This is a genomic window from Rhizobacter sp. (assembly GCF_032229685.1).
In the GTDB taxonomy this organism is placed as follows: Bacteria; Pseudomonadota; Gammaproteobacteria; order Burkholderiales; family Burkholderiaceae_C; genus LMDS01.
The window spans coordinates 1-19,379 of sequence record NZ_JAVTWP010000005.1 but is presented as its reverse complement, the minus strand read 5'-3'; the positions used below and the strand labels follow the sequence as shown (position 1 = coordinate 19,379).

Sequence of the window (19,379 nt, the reverse complement as noted above, 5' to 3'; positions counted from 1 at the left end):
TGCTTCACCTTTTTGCCTGAAGCACGAGCGACCATGACCTACCCCAACACCCAGCTCTTCATCCATGGCCAGTGGCAAGACGCCGCCGACGGCCGCACGCTGGCCGTGCACAACCCGGCCACCGGCGCAGAGATCGGACGCGTGGCGCGTGCCGGCACGGCCGACCTCGACCTGGCTTTGGCCGCCGCCCAGAAAGGCTTCGAGACCTGGCGCGACATGGTGCCCGCCGAGCGCAGCAAGATCATGCGGCGCGCCGCCGACCTGATGCGCCAGCGCGCCGGCGACATCGCGCGCGTGCTCACGCAAGAGCAGGGCAAGCCGCTCGCTGAAGCCAAGGGCGAAGCGATGGCCGCGGCCGACATCATCGAGTGGTTCGCCGAAGAAGGCATGCGCGTCTACGGCCGCATCGTCCCTTCGCGTGGCAACCTGGCGCTGCGCCAGATGGTGCTGAAAGACCCGGTCGGCCCGGTGGCCGCGTTCACCCCGTGGAACTTCCCGATCAACCAGGTGGTGCGCAAAGTCGGCGCCGCGCTCGCCGCCGGTTGCTCGATGCTGGTGAAGGCGGCCGAAGAAACGCCGGCAGCGCCTGCCGAGCTGATCCGCGCTTTTGCCGACGCCGGCCTGCCGCCCGGCGTGCTCGGCCTGGTGTACGGTGACCCGGCCGAGGTGTCGAGCTACCTGATCCCGCACCCGGTGATCCGCAAGATCACGTTCACCGGCTCCACGCCGGTGGGCAAACAACTCGCCGCGCTGGCCGGCCGCCACATGAAACGCGTCACCATGGAACTCGGCGGCCACGCGCCGGTGATCGTGGCCGAAGACGCCGACATCACGCTCGCCGTCAAGGCGGCGGGCGGCGCGAAGTTCCGCAACGCCGGGCAGGTGTGCATCTCGCCGACGCGCTTTCTGGTGCACGAGAGCATCCGAAAAGACTTTGCCGCGGCGCTGGCGCAGCAGGCCAAGGGCCTGAAGGTGGGTGACGGCCTGACCGAAGGCACGCAGATGGGCCCGCTGGCCAACCCGCGCCGCCTGACGGCCATGGCCGAGTTCACGCAAGACGCCGTGAAGCGCGGCGCCACCGTGCTGGCCGGCGGCGAACGCATCGGCGACACCGGCAACTTCTGGCAACCCACGGTGCTGGCCGACGTGCCGCGCGACGCCAAGGTCTTCAACGACGAACCGTTCGGGCCCATGGCGGCGATCAGCAGCTTCAACACGCTCGACGAAGCGATCGCCGAAGCCAACCGCCTGCCCTATGGCCTGGCCGGTTATGCCTTCACGCGTTCGCTGAAAAACGCCGACCTGCTGGCGCGCCGCGTCGAGGTGGGCATGCTGTGGGTCAACATGCCGGCCATGCCGTCGGCCGAGATGCCCTTCGGTGGCATCAAGGACTCGGGCTATGGTTCTGAAGGCGGGCCCGAAGCGGTCGAGGCCTACCTCAACGTGCGCTCGGTGGCGGTGATGAACGTGTGAGCGGCCCGGCCCGGCGGCTGAACGCCGGGCCGCTCACCGGTGCCGGTCACTTCGACGTCGGCATCACGAATTCGGCGCCCTTGGCGATGGTCGAGGGCCAGCGCTGCATGATCGACTTCTGCTTGGTGTAGAAGCGCACGCCTTCTTCACCGTAGGCGTGCATGTCGCCGAACAGGCTGCGCTTCCAGCCGCCGAAGCCGTGCCAGGCCATCGGCACCGGAATGGGCACATTCACGCCCACCATGCCCACCTGCACCTGGCGGCTGAACTCGCGCGCCACGTTGCCGTCGCTGGTGTAGCAGGCCACGCCATTGCCGAACTCGTGCTGGTTGACGAGCTTCAGCGCCTCGGCCATGTCTTTCACGCGCACGCAGGCGAGCACCGGGCCGAAGATCTCTTCCTTGTAGATGCGCATCTGCGGCGTGACATGGTCGAACAAGGTGCCGCCAGTGAAGAAGCCGTTCTCGTGGCCCGCAACCTTGTGCCCGCGGCCATCGACGACCAGCTTCGCGCCTTCTTCGACGCCGATGCCGATGTAGCCCTCGATGCGCTCGAGCGCCTGCTTCGTGACGATCGGGCCCATCTCGGCGTCGAGCTCCATGCCGTTCTTGATCTTGAGCGTCTTGGCGCGCTCGGCGAGCTTGGGCACGATCTTGTCGGCCACGTCGCCCACCAGCACCGCCACGCTGATCGCCATGCAGCGCTCGCCGGCCGAGCCGTAGCCGGCGCCGATCAGGCCGTCGACGGCCTGTTCGATGTCGGCGTCGGGCATCACGACCATGTGGTTCTTCGCGCCGCCGAGCGCCTGCACACGCTTGCCGTGGTGGGCGCCGGTTTCGTAGATGTATTGCGCGATCGGGGTCGAGCCGACGAAGCTGAGCGCCTTCACGTCCACGTGCGACAGCAGCGCGTCGACGGCGACCTTGTCACCCTGCACCACATTGAACACGCCGTCGGGCAACCCGGCCTGCTTGAGCAGCTCGGCCATGAAGACCGAAGGCGACGGGTCACGTTCGCTGGGCTTCAGGACGAAGGTGTTGCCGCAGGCGATGGCCACCGGGAACATCCACATCGGCACCATGCACGGGAAGTTGAACGGCGTGATGCCGGCCACCACGCCGAGCGGCTGGCGCAGCGTCCAGTTGTCGATGCCGGTGCTCACCTGGTCGGTGAAGTCGCCCTTGAGCAGCTGCGGTACGCCGCAGGCGAACTCGACGATGTCGATGCCGCGGGTCACTTCGCCTTGCGCGTCGGTGAAGACCTTGCCGTGTTCGGCGGTGATCATCGCGGCGAGCGTGTCGCGGTGCTGGTTCAGCAGCTCGAGGAACTTGTTCAGGATGCGGGCGCGCCGGATCGGCGGCATGTCGGCCCAGGCCGGGAACGCGGCCTTGGCAGAAGCGACGGCGGCGTTCACCTCGTCCACCGAGCCGAGCGCCACCTGGCGTGCCACGGCGCCGGTGGAAGGGTTGTAGACCGGCTGGCGCCGGCCGCTGGTGCTGGCCACCGCCCGGCCACCGATGTAGTGGCCGACCTCGGTGGTGGCGGTGAAGGCTTCGGGTGCACCCATGGTGGCTCTCCTGCGGTGAGGGTGGTGAAACCTGCAATGTAGACAAGCCGCCGCCCGAAGCCAAGGCCATGCCGCTGGATTCATTGTTCACTCTGACGAACAATGAGGGCATGGCAAACGTGAAATCAGAATCCCTGTGGGCCCATGTGCACTGGCTCGTGACGCTGGCGTCGGCCGGCAGCTTCACCGCCGCGGCGCAGCGCCTGGGCGTGAGCAAGGCGGCGATGAGCCAGCGCATCGCCGCACTCGAGCAGGCCGCCGGCGTGCCGCTGGTGCGGCGCACGACCCGCAGCGTACGCCTCACCGAAGCCGGGCAACAGCTGGCCGACGCGACCCGCGGCGCCTTCGAGCAGATCGAGCGCAGCCTTGCCGACGTGAAAGACCTGTCGCAGGCCCCGCGCGGCCTGTTGCGGCTGACCGCGCCGGTGGCGCTCGGCCGGCAACAGATCGTGCCGCTGGTGCCGGCCTTCCTGAAGCAGCACCCCGAGGTGCGCCTCGAACTGGAGCTGGCCGACCGCATCGTCTCGCTCGCGCAAGACGGCTTCGACGTGGCGATCCGCCACACCAGCGTCGTACCGGAAACCCACGTGGCCTGGGCGCTGTGCGAATCGCGTGCGCTGCTCGTCGCCACGCGGAGCTACCTGCGGCGCTGCGGCACGCCCGCCCACCCCGAAGACCTGGCGATACACGACGGCCTGCGCTACCTGCGCAGTGGCGGTTCTTCGGTCTGGCGCTTCGAGCCGGCGAAGGGCAAGAGCGCGGGTGTCAGCGTGGCGATCCGCGGTGCATTCGCGGCGAACAACAGCGAAGCGCTGCGCGAAGCGGCCCTCGGCGGCGTGGGCATCGCCCTGCTGCCCGACTTCAGCGCACAACGTGACCTGCTCGCCGGCAAGCTCGTGCAGGTGCTGCCAGGCTGGCGTTCGGTGGGCGCGTTCGGCGACCACGTGTACGCGATGCGGCCCTACAGCCCGCACGTGCCGCATGCGGTGAATGCCTGGGTCACTTATCTGCGCGAATGCTTGAAAGGTGGGTTCTCGATTGGGTAGTCACCGAGCCTTTCGGAGGCGGCAAAGGCGCGTGCTGTCACGTCCTGTCTTTCCTCGCGCAAAGCCGAAAGGTGCCGCCCGCCGCGACGCGCCCAAGCAACGTAATGGAGGAGTCAGCTCAACTTCTACCCGCCCGCCCGAAGCGCATCACCCCGTCATCGACCTTGCCGAGATCCAGCGTGACCAGATCGAGCACGTAGTTCTGGTACAGGCGCCAGGGCTTGCGGTCGCCCTGCTTGGGCAGCATCTCGATCGCGCGGCGCACGTAGCCCGAGGTGAAGGTGAGAAAGGGTTCGGGCGAGACGCCGGCAGCTCGCGTGGGCGTGGCGACCGTGGCGCCGGTCTTGTCCATGTGCCTGAGCAGGCGGCACATGTAGCGCGAGGTGAGGTCGGCCTTCAGCGTCCAGCTCGCATTCGTGTAGCCGAAGACGTTGGCCAGGTTCGGGATGCCGCTGTACATCATGCCCTTGTAGACGAGCGCCTGCGCCATGTCGACCGCCTGGCCGTCGAGGCTGAGCTTCACGTCGCCGAGCACGTTGAGCTGCAGGCCGGTGGCGGTGACGACGATGTCGGCCGGCAGTTCTTCACCCGACTGCAAGCGAACGCCATGCGGCGTGAAGCTCTCGATCTGCCCGGTGGCGACCGAGGCCCGGCCCTCGCGGATCGACTTGAAGAGGTCGCCGTCGGGCACCAGGCAGATGCGCTGGTCCCAGGGGTTGTAGCGCGGCGTGAAGTGGCGCTCCACATCGAAGGCCGGCCCGAGTTCGTGTTTCACCAGGCCGACCAACCGCGCCTTGGCCTGCACCGGGTACTTGCGCGCCAGGCGGTAGAAGTACATGCCGACCAGCACGTTCTTCAAACGCACCAGTCGGTAGGCCAGCATGGCCGGCAACCAGCGTTTCAGCCGTTCGGCGACCGCGTCTTTCGACGGGCGCGCGACCACGTAGGTGGGTGAGCGCTGCAGCATGGTCACGTGGGCCGCGGTCTTCGCCATCTCTGGCACCAGCGTCACCGCGGTGGCGCCGCTGCCGACCACCACCACACCCTGGCCGGCGTGGTCGAGCGTTTCGGGCCAGAACTGCGGGTGCAGCACCTTGCCGGCGAAATGTTCGATGCCCGGCAGATCGGGCTGGTGCGGCTGCGCGTAGCTGTAGTAGCCGCTGCCGAAGAGCAGGAAGCTGCAGCGCAGCTTGCAGCGCTCACGCTGCGGGCCGCGCTCGACGACGACCGTCCAGCGTGCATCGGTGGCCGACCAGTCGGCGCTGACCACGCGGTGCTGGTAACGGATGTGCCGGTCGATGCCGTACTCGGCCGCGGTCTCGGCAATGTAGGCACGGATCGCCGGGCCGTCGGCGATCGCCTTCGCGTCTTTCCAGGGCTTGAAGATGTAGCCCAGCGTGTACATGTCGGAGTCGGACCGCACGCCGGGGTAGCGAAACAGGTCCCACGTGCCGCCCAGCGTTTCGCGGCCTTCGAGCAGCGCGAAGCGTTTGCCCGGGCACTGCTGCTGCAGGTGCACCGCCGCGCCAATGCCCGACAGGCCGGCGCCGACGATGAGCACGTCGAGTTGCTCGACGCCTTGCTCGCCACCCGCCTCGCGCAGAAAGCGCGCCGCCGCCCGCACCGACCGCCGCGCTTCGGGCAGGCGCCACAACAACTGCCACACGTGCGACACGCCGGGGAACACCTGCAGCTCGACCCACACCCCGGCCGCGCGCGCCTTCTGCGCGACCCGCAGGCTGTCGTCACGAAGGGCCTCGTCTTCACCCACGTGCAGCAGCAGCGGCGGCAAGCCACGCAGCTCACCGAGCAGCGGCGACGCGAGCGGTTGCGCGGGGTCGGCGCCGCCGAGGTAGGCGCGCTGCAGGTTCTCGAGCTTGTCGCCGCGGAACATGGCGTCGCGCTCGGCATTGCCCAGCAGTGAAGCGCTGCCGCCGGTGAGGTCGGTGGCGGGCGAAAACAGCGCAGCCGCGTCGGGCAGCGCTTCCCCGGCATCGCGCAGCGCCAGCATCAGGCCGAGCGCGAGGTTGCCGCCGGCGCTGTCGCCAGCCACGACCAGGCGACCGGGGTGCGAAGCACGCAGTGCGCGCCACACCGCCTGCGCGTCGAGCGGCGCGGCGGGGAACGGGTGCTCGGGGGCGAGGCGGTAGTCGGGCACGAACACCCGCAGGCCCTGCAGCGCGAGCGCCGCGGTGAGCGAACGGTGCGTGCGTGGCGAGCAGCCGACGAAGCCACCGCCGTGCAGGTACAGCAGCGTGGTGCCCGCCGGCTCGCCAGTCTCTGATTCGACCCACTCGCCCGGCACACCGCCGACCACGGCCTCGGTGTAGCGCACGCCGCGCGGCGCCGGCAGGGGCGTGCCGAAGGTGGCACGCACACGGGCGATGTCGCTGAAGTCGCCGAGCGCCGGCTTGACGCGCCGGCGGATGACGAAGCTGGCCGCCCGGGCCTGCCAGCTGGCTTTCACAGTGGCTGCCCCGTCGACGACTCGGCGCCTTGAATGCGCCGCGCAATGCTGCGCCCCATGTGCTGCCAGTAGGTGACCGGGAAGATGCGCTGCAGCCACATTGCGCCTACCGCGTCCTTGCCGACCAGCACACGCAGCTCGCGGCGTTCGATGCCGAGCAGGATGCGCGCCGCCGCTTCTTCGGGTGGCATCACCAGCAGGCGCGAAGCCGCTGCCTTGCGCAAGGCCACTTCGGCCGGGTTCAGGCCTGCGGCCACACGCGCGCTCTCGGCAATGCGCGTGCGCACACCGCCGGGGTGCACGATCGTCACGCCCACCGGCGAGCCGGCCATCTGCAGTTCGTGGCGCAATGATTCGCTGAAACCGCGCACCGCGAACTTGGCGGCGCAGTAAGCCGTCTGCCCCGGCGGCGCGACGATGCCGAACACGCTCGACAGGTTGACGATCTGCGCCGCCGGCTCACGCTCGAGCACCGGCAGAAAAGCGCGCGTGAGGTTCACCACCGCGCTGAAGTTGATGCTCATCAGCCAGTCGAAATCGGCCGCGGCCACCTGCGCGAAGCTGCCCCCCAGCGCCACGCCGGCGTTGTTGATCAAGACGCTGGCGCGGCCGTGCGCGGCGAGCACGGCATCGAACACAGCCGGTACCGACTCGGGCCGCGACAGGTCGAACACATGGGTCGTCACGCTCACGCCGTGCGCACGCGCCAAGGCAGCCGTGGCCTCCAGCGCCGCGGCGTTGACGTCGACCAGCGCGAGATGCGCGCCGCGCTGCGCGAGCAACGGCGCCAGGGCCGCGCCGATGCCGCTGCCGGCACCGGTGAGCACGGCCACAGCGCCGCGCAGGGGAAAGGGCATGGAAGAGCTCATGGCGGTGGGACGATCGTTGCCGCGAAGCAGCAGAGTATCCGGCAGACGCGAGCGGCGCCTGCGCCCGCCCTCACTCCTTGACCGAACCCGTCATGCCCGACACGTAGTACTCGACGAAGAACGAGTACACGAAGGCCACCGGCAACGAGCCGAGCAGCGCTCCGGCCATCAGCGGCCCCCAGTGGTACACGTCGCCTTCGACCAGTTCGGTGACCACGCCCACCGGCACCGTCTTGCTCTCGCTCGACGAGACGAAGGTGAGCGCGTAGATGAATTCGTTCCACGACAGGGTGAACGCAAAGATGCCGGCCGAGATGAGGCCCGGCACCGCGAGCGGCAGCACGATCTTCACGAGAATCTGCCAGCGGTTGGCACCGTCGATCAGCGCGCACTCTTCCAGCTCGTAAGGTATCGAGCGAAAGTAGCCCATCAGCAGCCACGTGGAAAACGGGATCAGGAAAGTCGGGTAGGTCAGGATCAGCGCCATGCGCGAGTCGAACAGCCCGAGCTTCACGACGATGGCCGCGAGCGGAATGAACAGGATCGATGGCGGCACCAGGTAGGCGAGAAAGATCGCGCCGCCCGCCGGCTTGGCGCCCTGGAAGCGCAGCCGCTCGATCGCATACGCGGCCAGGATCGAAGCGATCAGCGAGATGATGGTCGAGATCACCGAAACCAGAATCGTGTTCCACAACCAGGCGGGGTACTCGGTGCGGAACAGCAGCTTCTCGAAGTGCGCCAGCGTGGGCTTGATGATCCAGAACGGGTTGCCGGTGCGCGAGAGCAACTCGGTGTCGGGCTTCAGCGAAGTGACCACCATCCAGTAGAACGGGAACAGCAGCACGAACACGAAGATCCCGATCGGGATGTACATCGTGACCCAGCGCCGCGGCACGGACTGCAGATAGTCCATGCCGGACGCGCCATCTTTCTCTGCTGCACTCATTTGTCACCGCCCTGCTGCCACGCCCGGCGCTGCAAACCGAAGTAGCTGAACATGATCGCGGCCAGCAAGAAGGGCACCATCAGCGTGGCGATGGCCGCGCCTTCGGCGAGCGCACCGCCCGAGATGGCACGCTGGAAAGCGAGTGTGGCCATCAGGTGCGTGGCGTTGAGCGGGCCGCCGCGCGTGAGCACGTAGATCAGCTGAAAGTCGGTGAAGGTGAACAGCACCGAAAACGTCATCACCACGGCGATGATGGGCGTGAGCAAAGGCAGCGTCACGTGGCGAAACTGCTGCCAGGGCGTGGCTCCGTCGATCGCCGAGGCTTCGTAGTACGAAGGCGAGATCGTCTGCAGCCCGGCCAGCAGCGAGATCGCCACGAACGGGATGCCGCGCCACACGTTGGCCACGATGGTCGACCAGCGTGCGTTCCACGGGTCGCCCAGAAAGTCGATGTAGACGTTGATCAGGCCGAGCTTCACCAGCACCCAGCTGATGACCGAGAACTGCGAGTCGTAGATCCACCAGAACGCGATGGCCGAAAGTGCCGTCGGCACGATCCAGGGCAGCAGCACCACGGCGCGGAAGAAGGTCTTGAACGGCAGGTTCTTGTTCAGCAGGATCGCGAGCCACAGGCCGAGCACGAACTTGAGGATGCTCGCGACGATCGTGTAGAAAAGGGTGTTGAACAGTGCGAGCCGGGTGACGCTGTCGGTCACGAGAAAGCTGAAGTTCTCCAGGCCGATCCATTCGCCGGCGCGGCCGATCTTCGCGTCGGTGAAGCCGAGCCAGGTGCCCAACCCGAGCGGGTAGGTGAGGAACAGCAGCAGCAGCACTGCGGCGGGCAGCATGAAGGCCCACCCCAACGCGTTGCGGCTGTTCTGAAATCTCTCAAGCATCAACTTCATTCAGTCACCAAGAGCAAAACCAACCAGGGCGGCCTACGGCGCAACGCGCCGAGCCGCCCCCCGCCAAGTTGAACGTCACTTCGGCCGTTCGGCCGAAATGACGTTCGAACGCGGCGAGATATTGCGGCACCAAAGGTGTCCGCAATATCAGACTTTGTAATAGCGCTCGGCGCGCTTCTGAGCCCGTTCCGCCGCTTCCTTCGGCGTCTTCGAACCGCTGGCCGCTTCGGCCACCATGTTGACGACGATGAAGTCGGCGCCGGCGCCGGCCGAGGCATAACCCAGCTTGCCCGCGTAACCTGCCGGCCGCATGTTCTTCACGGCGTCGCGGTAAGGCGTGTTCTTCGGGTCGGCCGTCCAGATGGCTGTCTTTTCGTAGGCCGCCAGCGGCTGCGCGATGTAGCCGCCCGCGCCGGTGAGCCACGGGTCGAACTGCTCCTGTTCCATCATGAAGCGCAGGAATTCCTTCGCTGCGTTCGGGTACTTCGTGTACTTCATGATCATCTGGTTGAAGAACAGGTGCGACTCGGTCGGCACGCCCACCGGGCCGACCGGGAACGAGGCGTGCTGAATGTCGGCCGCCATCTCCTTGACCTTCTCGTCCTTCGAGTTCTTGGCGGCGTAGTAGATCGAGATGCCGTTGTTGGTGACGCTGATCTGGCCGTCGAGGAAAGCCTTGTTGTTGTTCGGGTCGAGCCACGACAGCGTGCCGGGAATGAAGTTCGCGTACAGCTCCTTGGCGTACTCGAGGCCCTTAATGGTTTCGGGGCTGTCGATCACGACCTTGTTGTCCTTGTCGACCAGCTTGCCGCCGAAGGCCCAGATCAGCCAGTTGCACCACAGGCCGTCGCCGGTGGCGTTGCCCAGCGCAAAGCCGCCCGGCGTGCCCTTCTCTTTCAGGGCCTTGAGCATCTTCAGGAAGTCGTCGGTCGTCTTCGGGAAGGTGTCGAAGCCGGCCGCCTTCAGCTGGCTCTGGCGGTAGACCATGTACGACCCTGCGGCGCCCAGGCCCAGGCCGATCCACTTCTTGCCGTCGGGCCGCAGGTAGGCTTCGACCGACGGGTACCAGCCGCCGTACTTCTTGCCCAGGTAGGTGGCCAGGTCGGTCACGTCGAGCAGCTTGTCGGGGTAGAGGTTCGCGTCGTCGTTGGTCGACAGGATGATGTCGGGGCCGGCGCCGGTGTTGGCCGCCACGGCCGCCTTCGGGCGCACGTCTTCCCAGCCTTCGTTGTCGACACGCACTTCGACGCCGGTCTTCTCGGTGAACTTCTTGACGTTGATCATGTAGGCGTCGATGTCGCCCTGCACGAAGCGGCTCCAGCGGAGCACACGCAGCTTGGCATCTTTCTCGGGTTTGAACGACAGCGTCTGCGCCTGGGCGAACGGCGAAAACACGGCGGTGCCGGCACCGACCGAGGCAGCTGCGGCCACACCGGCCGAGCCTTCGAGGAATTTGCGGCGATTGAAATCACTCATGACGATCTCCTTCTGTGAACGTTCGGGGGGAAAGCTGAAAGCCGGCGTCAGGCCGCCATGTGGCGCCCGGTGCTGGCGTCGAACAGATGCGCGCGCTGCAGGTCGGGCAGCAGGTGGATGGTGCTGCCAGGCGCGAAGTCATGGCGCTCGCGGAACACGGCCGAGAGTTCCACACCTTCGTGGCGGCAGGCGACGAAAGTGTCCATGCCGGTGGGCTCCATCACGACCACACGCGCCGGAATGCCGCCGCCGTCGGCGAGCGTGAGGTGTTCGGGGCGGGTGCCGAAGATCACCGGCTGGCCGTCGACGCCCCCGACACGCGGCGGCGCAGCGAGCTGCGTGCCGTCGGCCAGCTCCACGCTGGCGGCATCACCTTTGCGACGCAAGGTGCCGGGCAGGAAGTTCATCGCCGGCGAACCGATGAAGCCGGCCACGAACTGGTTCGCCGGGTGGTCGTAGAGCTCGAGCGGGCTGCCGGTCTGCTCGATGCGGCCGTCGCGCATCACGACGATCTTGTCGCCCATGGTCATGGCTTCGATCTGGTCGTGCGTGACGTAGATCGAGGTGGTCTTCAGGCGCTGGTGCAGTTCCTTGATCTCGCTGCGCATGGCCACGCGCAGCTTGGCGTCGAGGTTCGAGAGCGGCTCGTCGAACAGGAACACCTGCGGGTCGCGCACGATCGCGCGCCCCATCGCCACACGCTGGCGCTGGCCGCCCGAGAGCTGGCGCGGGTAACGGTCGAGCAAGGCACCAAGCGCCAGGATCTCGGCAGCACGGCCGACCTTGCTGTCGATCGCCGCCTTGTCCATCTTGGCGAGCGCGAGCGAGAAGGCCATGTTCTCGCGCACCGTCATGTGCGGGTACAGCGCGTAGTTCTGGAACACCATCGCGATGTCGCGTTCCTTGGGCTGCAGCTCGTTGACGCGGCGGTTGCCGATGCGGATCTCGCCGCCGTTGATCTGCTCGAGCCCGGCGATCATGCGCAGCAAGGTGCTCTTGCCGCAGCCAGACGGGCCGACCAACACCGTGAACGAGCCGTCGTCGATGTCGATGTCGACGCCGTGCAGGATCGGCACCGCGCCGAAACTTTTCTTGACCGCCTGAATGGTGACGCTGGCCATGGCCTGGGGATCCTGAAATGAGTGCGGGCTGGCAACTTTCGCGCAGCTCGACGCCACGCACAACACCGCTGTGCGGCGCGAGTATCGACATTGCCAAGCAGCCCCGCCATCAGGACAAACCGTTAGAACAAAACCCTTGCTTATTTGTATGATGACCAGATAACCATGCTGCATTCGCACACGCTCGCGCCCGCCCCGCCCGCGCCGACCCGGCTCGTCACCGAGCGGCTCTCGGACCGGCTGGCCGGCCTGCTGGGCGCGCAGATCGAATCGGGCGCGCTGCGCCCCGGCGACCGCCTGCCCACCGAGCAGCAGTTGGCGCTGGCACACGGCGTGTCGCGCACCGTGGTGCGCGAAGCGGTGCACCAGCTCAAATCGCGCGAGATGGTGCGCTCGCGCCAGGGCTCGGGTGTGTTCGTGGCCTTGCCGCCGCTGAACCAGGCGCTGGCGTTCGACCCGAGCGTGCTCGAATCGGTACAGGCCGTGGTGCACGTGGTCGAGCTGCGGCGCGTGCTCGAAGGCGAAACCGCCGCGCTCGCTGCCGAGCGCGCCACACGCACCCAGGTGGCCGACCTGCGCCGCGCCTTGAAGGCCATCGACCTGGCCGCCGCCGAGGGCCGCGACGGTGTCGACGAAGACCTGGCCTTTCACCGCACGATCGGCGAAGCCACCGGCAACCCGCAGTTCAGCCTGATGATCGGTTTTCTCGAACAGTACCTGCGCGCCGCGATGCGCATCACCCGCGGCAACGAAGCGCGGCGGCAAGACTTCATGGACGCCGTGCGCATCGAACACCGCGCGATCGTCGAAGCCATCGCCGCACGCGACCCGGCCCGTGCCCGGCGTTGCGCGACCGAACACCTGCTGTACGGCGAGCAACGGCTGATCGAAGGCGGCGTGATCACCGGCCCGCGGCGCCGCCCGGTCACGCAGCGCAGCACGGCCGCGGCCGTGCCCAGGCGGCAGGCCGGCCGATGAGCCTCGACACGCTGCGCTCCGAGGTCTGCCGCGTCGGCCGCTCGCTGTTCGAGCGTGGCTATGTGCACGCGAGCGCCGGCAACATCAGCGTGCGCCTGCCCGAAGGCCGCGGTTACCTGATCACGCCGACCGACGCGTGCCTGGGCTTTCTGCAGCCCGATGCGCTGGCCCATGTCGACGCCCAGGGCATACAGCTCAGTGGCGAGCGGGCCAGCAAGACGCTGGCAATGCACCGCGCCATCTACGCCGCCGAGCCCGAGGCGCAGTGCGTGATCCACACGCATGCCACGCAACTGGTCGCGCTCACGCTCGCCGGCGTCTGGCACGCCGACGACATCGTGCCGCCGATCACGCCCTACTTCGTGATGAAGGTCGGCCACGTACCGCTGATTCCATACCACCGCCCCGGCGACCCGGCGGCCGCCGACGCGGTGGTGGCGGCGATCGGCTCGGCTCGTGCGCGCGGCGTGCCGATCCGCGCCGTGATGCTCGAGCGGCTCGGCCCGAACGTCTGGCACGATTCACCTGCGAGTGCGATGGCCGTGCTCGAAGAACTCGAAGAGACCGCCCACCTGTGGCTCGCCACCGGCCGCAGCGCGGCGCCCCTGACCGAAGCACAGATTGACGAGCTGCGCAGCACATTCGGCGCGCGCTGGTGAGCCCGCGCCGCATTCATTCACCAGAAGGAGTCACCCCATGAAACTGCTCATCACCGGCGGCGGAGGTTTTCTCGGCGACCGACTGGCCCGGGCGCTGCTCGCCCGCGGCACGCTGGCCGGCCAGACGATCAAACAAGTCGTGCTGACCGACATCGCCCCGCCCCGCCCCGACCTGCTCGCCGACGCGCGCGTGCAAGCCCGTACCGGCCCACTGCTGACACACACCGACGCGCTGCGCGAAGAGCGCTTCGACGGTGTGTTCCACCTCGCTTCGGCCGTGTCGGGTGAATGCGAGGCCGACTTCGACCTGGGGCTGCGTTCCAACCTCGACAGCACGCGCGCCCTGCTCGACGCGCTACGCTTCAACGTGAACGCGGGTGGCCAGCCCGCGCGGGTGGTGTTCTCGAGCTCGGTCGCCGTCTTCGGCCCCGACCCGGCCGTGCCACTGCCCAGCGTGGTCGCCGACGACACCTTGCCCGCGCCACAAACCTCGTACGGCACGCAGAAACTGATCTGCGAACACCTGGTGGCCGACTACACCCGCAAGGGTTACATCGACGGCCGCGCCGCGCGCCTGATGACGGTGACGGTGCGCCCCGGCAAGCCCAACGGCGCCGCCTCGTCGTTCTTCAGCGGCATCATCCGCGAGCCGCTGGCCGGGGTGGAATCGATCTGCCCGGTCGATGCGAGCGTGTCGCACCCGGTGTCTTCGCCGACACGCACGGTCGAGGGCCTGATCGCGGTGTTCGAAGCGAGCCGCGACGCCTTCAACGGCCGCACCGCGCTCAACCTGCCGGCATTGAACGTGCGCGTGTCCGACATGCTGGAAGCGCTGGCGCAGGTGGCCGGCCCGGCGGTGCGCGAGCGTGTGCGCTTCGTGCGCGACGAACGCATCGCCGGCATCGTGGCCAACTGGCCGAGCGGCGCGTCGTCGAAGCGGGCCGCCAAGCTCGGGCTCATGCCCCACACCGGTTTCGCGGAGATCATCCGCCAGTACATCGACGATTGCGCCGCGGCGCCGAACGCCGACACCACCCTGAAGGGTTTGCGCTGATGAACCAGATCGACCTGAAGGGCCGCGTGGCCGTGATCACGGGCGGCGCGCAGGGCCTCGGCTATGCGGCCGCCGAGCGGTTTCTGAAATCGGGCGCCGGCGTGGAGCTCTGGGACATCGACGCGGCGCGTCTCGCCGAAGCGCAGAAGACGCTCGGGGCGCTGGGCCAGGTCAGCACCGCGAGCGTGGAACTGTCGGTCGAAACGGCGGTGGCCGAGGCCACGCAGGCCGCCGTGGCCACGCACGGCCGGATCGACATCCTCGTCAACAACGCCGGCATCACCGGCGGCAACGCGCCCACCTGGGAACTGGCACCCGACGTGTGGCGGCGCGTGATCGAGGTCAACCTCGTCGCGCCCTTCCTGACCTGCCGCGCCATCGTGCCGCAGATGCTCAAACAAGGCTACGGCCGCATCGTCAACATCGCCTCGGTGGCCGGCAAGGAAGGCAACCCGAACGCTTCGCACTACAGCGCGTCGAAAGCCGGGCTGATCGCGCTGACCAAGTCGCTCGCGAAAGAGCTGGCGACCAAGGGGGTGCTCGTCAACGCCGTGTCGCCGGCCGCGGCCAAGACCGCGATCTTCGATTCGATGACACAGCAGCACATCGACTTCATGCTCAGCAAGATCCCGATGGCGCGTTTTCTCGAAGTGAATGAGGCGGCCGCGATGATCGCGTGGCTGGCGTCGGAAGAGTGCTCGTTCAGCACCGGCGCGGTGTTCGACCTGTCGGGCGGGCGCGCCACGTACTGAGCACCGCATGAAGATCACCGCCGTCACACCGTTCATCCTGCACGTGCCGGTCACCGGCAGCATGATCGCCGACAGCACGCACACGATCTCGCACTGGGGCGTGGTCGGCGCGCAGATCGACACCGACGCTGGCTTGAGCGGCTTCGGTTTCACCGGCACCCACGCGCACCTGGCGAGCGACCAGCTGATCACGCGCTGCATCGAAAGCTGCCACGCGCCGCTGCTGATCGGCGAAGACGCACGCGACATCCGCCGCCTGTGGCACAAGCTGGCGCGCAACCCGGCCTTGCAGTGGGTGGGCCGCGCCGGCATCACCACGCTCGCGCAGGCCGCGATCGACATCGCGTTGTGGGACCTGAAAGCCAAGGCCGCGCAACAGCCGCTGTGGAAGTTGCTCGGCGGCCAGGTGCGCGACAAGGTGCGGGCCTACAACACCGACATCGGCTGGCTCAGCATCCCCGACGACCCACTCGTGGCCGGCGCGGCGCGCGCGGTCGAAGAAGGCTTCACCGGTATCAAGATCAAGGTGGGCTCGTCGGTCGAGCGCGACGCGCGCCGGCTGGCGCTGGTGCGCCAGGCCATCGGCCCCGACGTGACGCTCGCGATCGACGGCAACGGCAAGTGGGACCTGCCGACCTGCCTGCGCTTCTGCCGCCTGGCAGAAGAATCGAACGTCTACTGGTTCGAAGAACCGCTCTGGTACGACGACGTGAAAGGCCACGCGCAGCTGGCGCGGCAGTCGAACATTCCGGTCGCGCTCGGCGAGCAGCTTTACACGCCCGACGCCTTCGCCGAATTCTTCGCGCAGCAGGCGATCCACTGGGCCCAGCCCGACGTGACGCGCATGGCCGGCATCACCGACGTGCTGCAGGTCTGCGACACCGCGCATTCCTTCCGTATTCCGGTCGCACCGCATGCCGGCGACATGAGCCAGGTGCATGTGCATCTGGCGTACGCGCACCCGGCGGTCGCGGTGCTCGAGTACATCCCTTGGATCAAGGACTGCTTCACCGAGCCGGCCGAGGTGGTGGCGGGGCATTTCCGCCTGCCGCAGGAGCCTGGCGCCGGCACCACGCCGACGGCCGCGGCCTGGGCGCGCTTTCGTCGGCCCACCTGAAGGGCAGCGCGCGCGGCTCAGGCGGGCTGCACAAAGCCCAGCAGAAGCCGCACCACGTCTTCGGGCCGCTCTTGCTGCACCCAGTGCCCGGCACCGTCGACCCAGTGGCAGCCGCGCAGATCGATGCAGACCTCGGTCTGCATGCGCTGCAATGCCCCCGGTGACTGCCAGGGGCCCCAGTCCCTGCGGCCGGCGATGAAACAAGCGGGCACCTCGATGCGGCGCCCCGAGAACAGCTGCACGTCGCCATTGGCCCTGTCTTCGGTCTGGCAGCGGTACCAGTGCAGGCCGCCCTGAAAACCGTTGCGCTCGAACTCGCGGCTGTAGACCGCGAGCTCGTGCTCGGGCAACCAGGTGCAGGCCGCAATCTGTGCCGCCGAGGGCATGTGCGGCGCGACCGTCTCGCTCATGCCCTTGTGCAGGTCCATCACGTAGTAGTCGGGCAGCTTGGCCAACTCGTCCGCGGTGCGCGCGGCGAGCCCGAAGGGCTCGTTGTGCGGCCAGTCGGCACTCTTCTGGTGGTAGTAGGCCCGCAGGAAGTTGTGGACGCCTTGCGGGGCGTGGCGCATCTCGGCATCGGCGCCGCGTGTCGAGTAGTACCACTGGTAGTGCTTGCGCGGGCGCGGCAGGCGCGCGAGATCGGCGTGCAGGTCGCTGCGGCCGGCAGCTTCGCCGTCGGCCGGCCGATGCGCCGTGTCGAAGGGCAACTCTGGCGGCCCGGGAAACGGCGCACTCATCAGCACGACCGAGCGGAACACATCGGGTCGCGCCAGCGCGCAGGTGGCCGCGACCGGCGAGCCGAAGTCGTGCCCGACGACGGCCGCGACCGTGCGCAGCCCCAGGGCCGAGAGCAGGCCGAGCGCGTCTTTCGCCAGGTTGAGCATGCGAAACGGAGCAAGGTCGGTGTCGTAGTCGCCGTTCCAGCCCGTGGTGCGCCCGTAGCCACGCTGGTCGGGCGCGATCACGTGGTAGCCGGCGCGGGCCAGCGGCAGCATCAACTTGCGCCAGCTGTAGGCCAGCTCGGGAAACCCGTGCAAGAGCAGCAGCGCGGGCCGGCCGCCGGTCTCGAAGCCGGCCTCGAGCACGTGCATGCGCAAGCCGTTGTGGTTGTCGACGAAACGGGAGCGAACCCCGGCGGGCAGGGGAATGGCGGGCAGCGTGTTCATGCGGCCGGCTTGGCCTCGGCCTCCTGGTCCTGCAGCAGCCGCCACATCACCTTGCCCGAACCCGACTTCGGCAACGAGTCGACGAACTGCACGAGCTTGGGCACCTTGTAGGCCGCCATGTTCTCGCGCGCCCAGTTCGTGATGTCTTCGCCGGTCGTCTTGCCCTTGGCTTCGGCGCGCAGCACGACGACCGCCTTCACGGTTTCGCCACGGTAGGCGTCGCGGGCCGCGATGATGCAGGCTTCCTGCACCGCCGGGTGTTTGTAGAGCAGCATCTCCACTTCAGCCGGCCAGATCTTGAAGCCGCTCGCGTTGATCATGCGCTTGAGCCGGTCGGTCATGAAGAAGTAGCCTTCTTCGTCCATGCGGCCGAGATCGCCGGTCCGGAAGAAAGTGTGGCCGTCGAGCTCGATGAACGCGTCCTTCGTCGCCTGGGGGTGGCCCCAGTAGCCCTTGAAGACCATCGGCCCGCGCGTGACGATCTCGCCCACTTCGCCGACCGGCACTTCCTTCAGCGTGGCCGGGTCGACGACGCGCGAGTCGACGCCGAAGATAGGGATGCCCAGGCACTGCAGCTTGGCGCGCTCGGGCGGGTTGCCGTGCGAGGGTGCGGCGGTCTCGGTGAGGCCATAACCTTCGGCGAAGCTCAGGCCGAACTCGTCGAGCAGGCGCTGCGCCACGGCCTGCGGCATCGCGGCGCCGCCGCCGCTCAGGTACTGCAGGCTGGTGAGGTCGAAGCTCTTGTAGTTCGGGCTGCCGAACAGGTCGATGATCATCGTGGGGATGCAGGTCCAGTGCGTGATCCGGTACTTCGAGATCAGGCGCCCGGCGAGCTCGCGGTCCCAGCGCGGCACGATCACGCTCGTGCTGCCCAGGTACACGTTGCCGACCACGCCGTACATCATGCCGGTGACGTGGAACATCGGCACGACCGACAGGCTCACCGCCTCGGGCCCGGCCTGGCCCCACTGGCCACCGCCCACGGCGTTCGACATCAGCGTGCGATGCGTGTGCATGCAGCCCTTGGGCAGGCCGGTGGTGCCCGAGGTGTAGGGCAGCAAGGCCAGGTCGTCGGGCTGCGCGGTGAGTGGGCCGGGTTTCAGGCCGAGCTCGAGCGCGTCGGCCCAACGGGTGAAGCCGGTGGGCAGCGGCGGGTCGCTGCGCAGCCAGGTGTCCATGGCGGCTGGCGGCGCGTCTTCGGGGTCGGCGGGGCCGTCGTGCATCGCGTCGGTGTAGCGCGTGACCAGCACTTCGGCGAGGCGCTCGGCCTCGGGCACCGCGGCGTTGGCGCTGGCGACGATGCCGGCCAGGTCGGCAGCGCAGATCACGACGCGCGTCTGCGGGTCGGTGATGTAGTGCCTGAACTCTTCAGCGCGGTTCATCGGGTTGACCGGCACCACGACCGCGTTGGCGCGCAGGATCCCGTAGTAGGCGGCCGCGTACTGCGGGCAGTTCTGCATGCAGATGGCGACGCGCTCACCGGCCTTCACGCCCACGCTCTGCAGCCAGCCGGCCACGGCCTCGGCCTGGCGGCGCAGTTCACCGTAGCTCAGCGGCCGGCCGAAGAACAGGTAGGCCGGCTTGTCGGGAAAGCGCGTGGCCGTGACTTCGAGGTTGAACCACAACGTGGTCTCGGGCACCGCCAGCTGGCGCGGCAAGCGCTTGGGCCAGATCTTGTGGTGCGGGCGCTCGGGCATCGGCGTCGGCTGAAAGGCTTTGGAATTCACTCGGGGCTCCACGCAAGGGCTGTTTCTTCGAACCCGAAGGTATAGCGCAGGCGGCA

At 68.0% G+C, this 19,379-nt stretch carries 16 protein-coding genes; 7 read left to right on the top strand and 9 right to left on the bottom strand.

All coding sequences use genetic code 11. The features are described from left to right. Positions 1 to 33 precede the first annotated feature (33 nt). Positions 34 to 1,473: an NAD-dependent succinate-semialdehyde dehydrogenase gene (locus AC30PD_RS02975; protein ID WP_489534151.1), complete on the top strand. Its 1,440-nt coding sequence runs from the start codon at positions 34 to 36 to the stop codon at positions 1,471 to 1,473. Between the two features lie 46 nt (positions 1,474 to 1,519). Here AC30PD_RS02975 and AC30PD_RS02970 read toward each other — a convergent pair whose 3' ends face one another. Further along, complete coding sequence (locus AC30PD_RS02970) at positions 1,520 to 3,040, bottom strand: CoA-acylating methylmalonate-semialdehyde dehydrogenase (protein ID WP_489534150.1); 1,521 nt, start codon at positions 3,038 to 3,040, stop codon at positions 1,520 to 1,522. 110 nt (positions 3,041 to 3,150) lie between these two features. On the opposite strand from AC30PD_RS02970, the gene AC30PD_RS02965 reads away from it, so the two are divergent. Further along, a complete protein-coding gene (locus AC30PD_RS02965) occupies positions 3,151 to 4,086 on the top strand; it encodes a LysR family transcriptional regulator (RefSeq protein ID WP_489534149.1) in 936 nt (311 codons plus the stop codon). Between the two features lie 118 nt (positions 4,087 to 4,204). Here AC30PD_RS02965 and AC30PD_RS02960 read toward each other — a convergent pair whose 3' ends face one another. The 6 genes from AC30PD_RS02960 to AC30PD_RS02935 all read right to left on the bottom strand — a co-directional run bounded on the left by AC30PD_RS02960 (position 4,205) and on the right by AC30PD_RS02935 (position 11,870). Continuing rightward, on the bottom strand, positions 4,205 to 6,553 hold the full coding sequence (locus AC30PD_RS02960; RefSeq protein ID WP_489534148.1) for an alpha/beta hydrolase fold domain-containing protein: 2,349 nt from the start codon (positions 6,551 to 6,553) through the stop codon (positions 4,205 to 4,207). After that, on the bottom strand, positions 6,550 to 7,410 hold the full coding sequence (locus AC30PD_RS02955) for an SDR family NAD(P)-dependent oxidoreductase (protein WP_489534147.1): 861 nt from the start codon (positions 7,408 to 7,410) through the stop codon (positions 6,550 to 6,552). The genes AC30PD_RS02960 and AC30PD_RS02955 overlap by 4 nt, the downstream gene beginning before the upstream one ends. A gap of 82 nt (positions 7,411 to 7,492) precedes the next feature. Beyond that, entirely contained in the window at positions 7,493 to 8,335 is an 843-nt protein-coding gene (locus tag AC30PD_RS02950) for a carbohydrate ABC transporter permease (protein WP_489534146.1), read from the bottom strand. Between the two features lie 29 nt (positions 8,336 to 8,364). After that, positions 8,365 to 9,264 carry a carbohydrate ABC transporter permease gene (locus tag AC30PD_RS02945; protein WP_489534153.1) on the bottom strand — a complete coding sequence of 300 codons (900 nt, stop codon included), beginning with the start codon at positions 9,262 to 9,264 and terminating at the stop codon, positions 8,365 to 8,367. Positions 9,265 to 9,420: 156 nt separating this feature from the next. Continuing rightward, entirely contained in the window at positions 9,421 to 10,749 is a 1,329-nt protein-coding gene (locus AC30PD_RS02940; RefSeq protein ID WP_489534145.1) for an ABC transporter substrate-binding protein, read from the bottom strand. A gap of 47 nt (positions 10,750 to 10,796) precedes the next feature. Beyond that, on the bottom strand, positions 10,797 to 11,870 hold the full coding sequence (locus AC30PD_RS02935) for an ABC transporter ATP-binding protein (protein ID WP_489534144.1): 1,074 nt from the start codon (positions 11,868 to 11,870) through the stop codon (positions 10,797 to 10,799). A gap of 165 nt (positions 11,871 to 12,035) precedes the next feature. Here AC30PD_RS02935 and AC30PD_RS02930 point away from each other — a divergent pair, with 165 nt between their 5' ends. Genes AC30PD_RS02930 through AC30PD_RS02910 form a run of 5 tightly spaced genes read left to right on the top strand, consistent with a single transcriptional unit; the run spans position 12,036 to position 16,430 of the window. Beyond that, positions 12,036 to 12,848, top strand: coding sequence for a FadR/GntR family transcriptional regulator (locus AC30PD_RS02930; RefSeq protein WP_489534143.1), 813 nt, complete (start codon positions 12,036 to 12,038; stop codon positions 12,846 to 12,848). Continuing rightward, on the top strand, positions 12,845 to 13,507 hold the full coding sequence (locus AC30PD_RS02925) for a class II aldolase/adducin family protein (protein ID WP_489534142.1): 663 nt from the start codon (positions 12,845 to 12,847) through the stop codon (positions 13,505 to 13,507). Before AC30PD_RS02930 ends, AC30PD_RS02925 begins: the two co-directional genes overlap by 4 nt. Before the next feature lie 37 nt (positions 13,508 to 13,544). Beyond that, a complete protein-coding gene (gene denD / locus AC30PD_RS02920; protein WP_489534141.1) occupies positions 13,545 to 14,561 on the top strand; it encodes a D-erythronate dehydrogenase in 1,017 nt (338 codons plus the stop codon). Further along, positions 14,561 to 15,313 (top strand): SDR family NAD(P)-dependent oxidoreductase, encoded by a 753-nt coding sequence (locus AC30PD_RS02915; RefSeq protein WP_489534140.1) that lies wholly within the window; start codon positions 14,561 to 14,563, stop codon positions 15,311 to 15,313. Before denD ends, AC30PD_RS02915 begins: the two co-directional genes overlap by 1 nt. 7 nt (positions 15,314 to 15,320) lie before the next feature. Continuing rightward, entirely contained in the window at positions 15,321 to 16,430 is a 1,110-nt protein-coding gene (locus AC30PD_RS02910; protein ID WP_489534139.1) for a mandelate racemase/muconate lactonizing enzyme family protein, read from the top strand. A 17-nt stretch (positions 16,431 to 16,447) separates the two neighbouring features. Here AC30PD_RS02910 and AC30PD_RS02905 read toward each other — a convergent pair whose 3' ends face one another. Together AC30PD_RS02905 and AC30PD_RS02900 are read right to left on the bottom strand one after the other, a co-directional pair. Next, complete coding sequence (locus AC30PD_RS02905; RefSeq protein WP_489534138.1) at positions 16,448 to 17,596, bottom strand: alpha/beta fold hydrolase; 1,149 nt, start codon at positions 17,594 to 17,596, stop codon at positions 16,448 to 16,450. Continuing rightward, positions 17,593 to 19,293, bottom strand: coding sequence for a long-chain fatty acid--CoA ligase (locus AC30PD_RS02900; RefSeq protein ID WP_489534152.1), 1,701 nt, complete (start codon positions 19,291 to 19,293; stop codon positions 17,593 to 17,595). The genes AC30PD_RS02905 and AC30PD_RS02900 overlap by 4 nt, the downstream gene beginning before the upstream one ends. Positions 19,294 to 19,379: the final 86 nt, after the last annotated feature.

Bases quoted from the DNA above. Each gene is read 5' to 3' on its own strand.
- AC30PD_RS02910 (WP_489534139.1), top strand. From the start codon at position 15,321: ATGAAGATCACCGCCGTCACACCGTTCATCCTGCACGTGCCGGTCACC.
- denD (WP_489534141.1), top strand. From the start codon at position 13,545: ATGAAACTGCTCATCACCGGCGGCGGAGGTTTTCTCGGCGACCGACTG.
- AC30PD_RS02925 (WP_489534142.1), top strand. From the start codon at position 12,845: ATGAGCCTCGACACGCTGCGCTCCGAGGTCTGCCGCGTCGGCCGCTCG.
- AC30PD_RS02930 (WP_489534143.1), top strand. From the start codon at position 12,036: ATGCTGCATTCGCACACGCTCGCGCCCGCCCCGCCCGCGCCGACCCGG.
- AC30PD_RS02970 (WP_489534150.1), bottom strand. From the start codon at position 3,040: ATGGGTGCACCCGAAGCCTTCACCGCCACCACCGAGGTCGGCCACTAC.
- AC30PD_RS02915 (WP_489534140.1), top strand. From the start codon at position 14,561: ATGAACCAGATCGACCTGAAGGGCCGCGTGGCCGTGATCACGGGCGGC.
- AC30PD_RS02940 (WP_489534145.1), bottom strand. From the start codon at position 10,749: ATGAGTGATTTCAATCGCCGCAAATTCCTCGAAGGCTCGGCCGGTGTG.
- AC30PD_RS02900 (WP_489534152.1), bottom strand. From the start codon at position 19,293: ATGCCCGAGCGCCCGCACCACAAGATCTGGCCCAAGCGCTTGCCGCGC.
- AC30PD_RS02950 (WP_489534146.1), bottom strand. From the start codon at position 8,335: ATGGACTATCTGCAGTCCGTGCCGCGGCGCTGGGTCACGATGTACATC.
- AC30PD_RS02955 (WP_489534147.1), bottom strand. From the start codon at position 7,410: ATGCCCTTTCCCCTGCGCGGCGCTGTGGCCGTGCTCACCGGTGCCGGC.
- AC30PD_RS02965 (WP_489534149.1), top strand. From the start codon at position 3,151: ATGGCAAACGTGAAATCAGAATCCCTGTGGGCCCATGTGCACTGGCTC.
- AC30PD_RS02905 (WP_489534138.1), bottom strand. From the start codon at position 17,596: ATGAACACGCTGCCCGCCATTCCCCTGCCCGCCGGGGTTCGCTCCCGT.
- AC30PD_RS02975 (WP_489534151.1), top strand. From the start codon at position 34: ATGACCTACCCCAACACCCAGCTCTTCATCCATGGCCAGTGGCAAGAC.
- AC30PD_RS02945 (WP_489534153.1), bottom strand. From the start codon at position 9,264: ATGCTTGAGAGATTTCAGAACAGCCGCAACGCGTTGGGGTGGGCCTTC.
- AC30PD_RS02935 (WP_489534144.1), bottom strand. From the start codon at position 11,870: ATGGCCAGCGTCACCATTCAGGCGGTCAAGAAAAGTTTCGGCGCGGTG.